Genomic DNA, 3,610 nt, shown 5'->3' with positions numbered 1-3,610 from the left:
GCGCCCACCTTGCTAAATTTGGCTGAAGCAATGGAGTCCCACTCAAGTGCGTGATCCAGGGCATCTTCACCTACTTTCGAAGTATCAATGGTGTCAGGTAAAATAATATCCGGGACAACGCCTTTGTGCTGGGTGCTAGCGCCAGAGATTCTATAAAACTTGGCTTGTGTTATTTTTAACTGGCCATGGTTAAGTGGGCGAACTGCTTGTACAGTCCCTTTGCCGAATGTTGGTGTACCCATTACGATACCGCGACCATAATCCTGAATTGCGCCAGCAAAGATTTCAGAGGCAGAGGCGCTTAGTCTATCTACCAAGACAATGAGCGGACCGTCGTACATCAGTTTAGGATCGGGATCATCCAATACCTCAATGCGGTGATTGGCTCCTCTGATTTGCACGGTAGGGCCTTCATGTATAAATAGTCCGGTTAGTTGATTAGCCTCATCGAGAGAGCCGCCACCGTTCCCGCGTAAATCAATCACAAGTCCGTCTAAAGCTTGTTCTGCCTGCATTTCTTTTAGTAATTTGAGCGTGTCTCGTGTCGTGCTCTTATAGTTTGGGTCACCTTCTTGCATGGCTTTGAAGTCAGCGTAGAAAGTTGGGATATCAATAACGCCAATTCGATGATTTTTTCCGTCGCGCTCTATATCAAGTACTGAACTGGCAGCCGCTTGTTCCTCGAGCTTAACTTTGTCGCGAACGATTTTAATTTCTATTGTGTCAGTATCTAGTTTGGCAGTATGCGGTATGACTTTGAGTCTGACTTTAGAATGCTTGGGGCCTCTAATGAGCTCAACGACTTCATCAAGTCGCCAGCCAATTACCTCAACCATATCGCCTTTCTCTCCTTGGGCAACACCAACAATACGGTCAGCAGAGTGAAGTTTGCCTTGTTTCTGTGCTGGCCCGCCAGCAACTAGACGGACCACTTTAGTAAATTCATTATCTGCTTGTAGTACGGCGCCGATACCTTCTAAGGATAAGCTCATATTAATGTTGAAATTTTCTGAAGAGCGTGGTGAAAAATAGGTGGTATGAGGATCGTATAGGGTAGTGAAGGCATTCATGTAGGCAGAAAATGCATCTTCACTTCTTACTTGTAGAGTTCGCTTTAGCTGGTTTTGATAACGCTTTAGTAAGGACTCTTTAATTTCTTCGTTGGTTTTACCGTCTAGTTTTTGAGACAGGGCCGTATTTTTAGTTCGCTTGCGCCAGATATTATCCAGCTCTGTTTCACTTGTTGCCCAGTCTACTTCTGAACGGTCAGTTAAAATATATTCGTCTTTAGTAAAGTCTAAGGTGTTCAGCTTGGTATTGAGAAATTCAATTTGTTTATTGAGGCGAGTGATTACTCGCGTCTGGTAGCGGTTATAAATTCTGAATGCAGGGTCTAACTGACCAGTTTTTAAGGCACTATCTAAGCGAAAGCGGTAAATCTCGAACTCTGTAATATCTTCGCTAAGAAAATAAATTCGAGAGGGATCGAGTGAATCAAGGTAGTTTTCGTAAACCTTCTCAGAAAGTGTTTTATCGATGTGCTGCTTGCGGTAATGATTTAGCGATAATGAGCGAGCAACATACAGGCTTGCTTCTTGTTGGGCTCTTGTTGGAGCGAGTTCTTCAGTAAATTCTGCTTTGCTTTCTTTAGCGTAAACAGAAAGGGAAAGCGAGCTGATTAGAACGCTAAGTAGAAGGGTGTAAATATTTCGCTTCGTTATCATCATAAGAATAATTTTGCCAATAAATGAGCATATAAAATATACGGTTACTTCCGATTGTATGTGATCAGCGCAGGCCTAGCCAGCCAAGATGCGATTAATTATTGTTAATTGGGTTGTGATTGGGTAACTAAATGAAAACAGGCTTTCTACCGCTTTTTGATCGCCATTTTGAAACTGGCTCTGTTGTTAATTGTTTTAGATGCTAGACTCTATCTTTAGATGCTTTAATGGCTGGGACGATCTACATGAGTGTAAATCGATCTAAACATAAAAATTGTTGCTGATAGTACGAGGTATATTAATGTCACTTCTTGATAATATTCAGAATTACTACGAATCCTTGGTAATTGAAACACTGGCTAAAGAGGTAGAAGGGCAGGATTTTGATGAGGATGTTCTCACCGATGTGCTTTGTATAGCCTTAAACCATTTGCCACCACGATACATTCGCCATGAAGTGGATATGTTTTTCTACACCTCACCCACTGAAAGGCATGAGGTTGAAGACAAGGCACGCAAAGCGGTAATCGACGCTTTGGAATATGTGAAGAAAAGTGATCGATACGAAAAGTAGCCGTTTAGAATAAACGTTACAATCTCATCGTGATGAAGCCAGCTTTCTATATTAGTTAGCTGGTTTTTTAATTTATGGCTTGAGACAAGTTCTTGGTTTGTCACTTTACTGCTCTCTGTTATGATAGCGCGTCCTTAAAACGCTTCGGTACTACTTGTCCTTATGAGCCTTAAAAAAACCTACAAAGTTATTTTTTATAATAATGAAGATATCTACGAGATTTACGCTTCTCATGTATATCCCTCGGAACTATACGGCTTCATTGAGGTGGAGCAGCTTCTTTTTGGTGAAAAGAGTCAATTGCTTGTAGATCCTAGTGAGGAGCGTTTGAAGAACGAGTTTACTGGTGTTAAACGAACTTATATTCCAATGAATGCGATCGTCAGAATTGATGAGGTTGAGCAAGAAGGCACGCCCAAGATCTCTGGAAGCCGCAGTTCTGTTGCCAGTTTTCCTTCGGGTGGGCGACCAGACAAGTCGTAGATCCTTCTGCCCGCGTTACTTATTATCAGAATAAAAAGCCAGGAGAATGACCATGTTATTTATTAGTCCATTATATGCTTCATTGTTAGTGATCCTTATCGTGTTTCTAGCTTATCGGGTGACAACCTTTCGTAGAGATGAGGGAATATCCATTGGTGATGATACTGGCTCAAAAGCAATGAAGAGCGCTGTGCGAGCGCATGCTAATGCAGTAGAGAATATACCTGTAGGGATTGCTTTACTGCTAATGCTCGAGTTAAACCACTTAACACCCTGGCTTATACATGTGTTCGGACTGACGCTACTATTGTCTCGTATTGCACATGCTTATGGCTTATCGAAGAAGAATGGTCCGACTAAAGGTCGTTTTTACGGTACTTTGTTTACATGGTTGTGCTTGCTGGCAATGGCCGTTGTTAATATTCTAATTTTAGTCACTCGATAAGACATGACACCAGAACGTTACCAAAAACTAAAGCGCACGTTAGACCTCAGACAGCCAGATTTAACGCTACTGACAGAACAGATTCATAAGCCGAGAAACATTGCTGCACTGGTTCGAACCAGCGATGCGGTCGGTATCCAAGAACTAAATATGGTATGGCCCTGGGATAAGCATCGCCCTTATAGTGGTACGGCAATGGGCAGTGATCGTTGGGTGGATATTGTTCGACATGAGTCAATGCCAGAGGCGATTGATACCCTGCATGAAAAGGACTATAAGGTTTATGCTGCGCATCTGTCTGATAGCGCAATTGATTATAGGGATGTTGACTATACTAAGCCTTGCGCGATTCTATTAGGTAATGAAAAGAAGGGCGTCAGTGAT

General features: G+C 42.3%; 5 protein-coding genes. 4 read left to right on the top strand and 1 reads right to left on the bottom strand.

Annotation, left to right across the window (positions count from 1 at the left end):
• On the bottom strand, positions 1 to 1,727 hold a 1,727-nt coding region (locus A3757_RS17595; protein ID WP_068740014.1), incomplete at its 3' end, for a S41 family peptidase.
• A gap of 298 nt (positions 1,728 to 2,025) precedes the next feature.
• Between A3757_RS17595 and A3757_RS17590 the strand changes: the two genes are divergently transcribed.
• The 4 genes from A3757_RS17590 to A3757_RS17575 form a co-directional block, all read left to right on the top strand.
• A complete protein-coding gene (locus A3757_RS17590) occupies positions 2,026 to 2,298 on the top strand; it encodes a late competence development ComFB family protein (protein WP_068553743.1) in 273 nt (90 codons plus the stop codon).
• A 162-nt stretch (positions 2,299 to 2,460) separates the two neighbouring features.
• Complete coding sequence (locus tag A3757_RS17585) at positions 2,461 to 2,781, top strand: DUF1820 family protein (protein WP_068507936.1); 321 nt, start codon at positions 2,461 to 2,463, stop codon at positions 2,779 to 2,781.
• 52 nt (positions 2,782 to 2,833) lie between these two features.
• The gene (locus A3757_RS17580) at positions 2,834 to 3,226 is read left to right on the top strand and encodes an MAPEG family protein (RefSeq protein ID WP_068507986.1); all 393 of its coding nucleotides are present in this window, start codon (positions 2,834 to 2,836) and stop codon (positions 3,224 to 3,226) included.
• 3 nt (positions 3,227 to 3,229) lie between these two features.
• A partial coding sequence (locus A3757_RS17575; RefSeq protein WP_197470106.1) for an RNA methyltransferase occupies positions 3,230 to 3,610 on the top strand: 381 nt, incomplete at its 3' end.

The organism is Oleiphilus sp. HI0117, assembly GCF_001635235.1.
This window is presented reverse-complemented; position numbering and strand designations above follow the sequence as displayed.

Coding starts and splice junctions, on each gene's coding strand:
- A3757_RS17590 (WP_068553743.1), top strand. CDS start 2,026: ATGTCACTTCTTGATAATATTCAGAATTACTACGAATCCTTGGTAATT.
- A3757_RS17585 (WP_068507936.1), top strand. CDS start 2,461: ATGAGCCTTAAAAAAACCTACAAAGTTATTTTTTATAATAATGAAGAT.
- A3757_RS17580 (WP_068507986.1), top strand. CDS start 2,834: ATGTTATTTATTAGTCCATTATATGCTTCATTGTTAGTGATCCTTATC.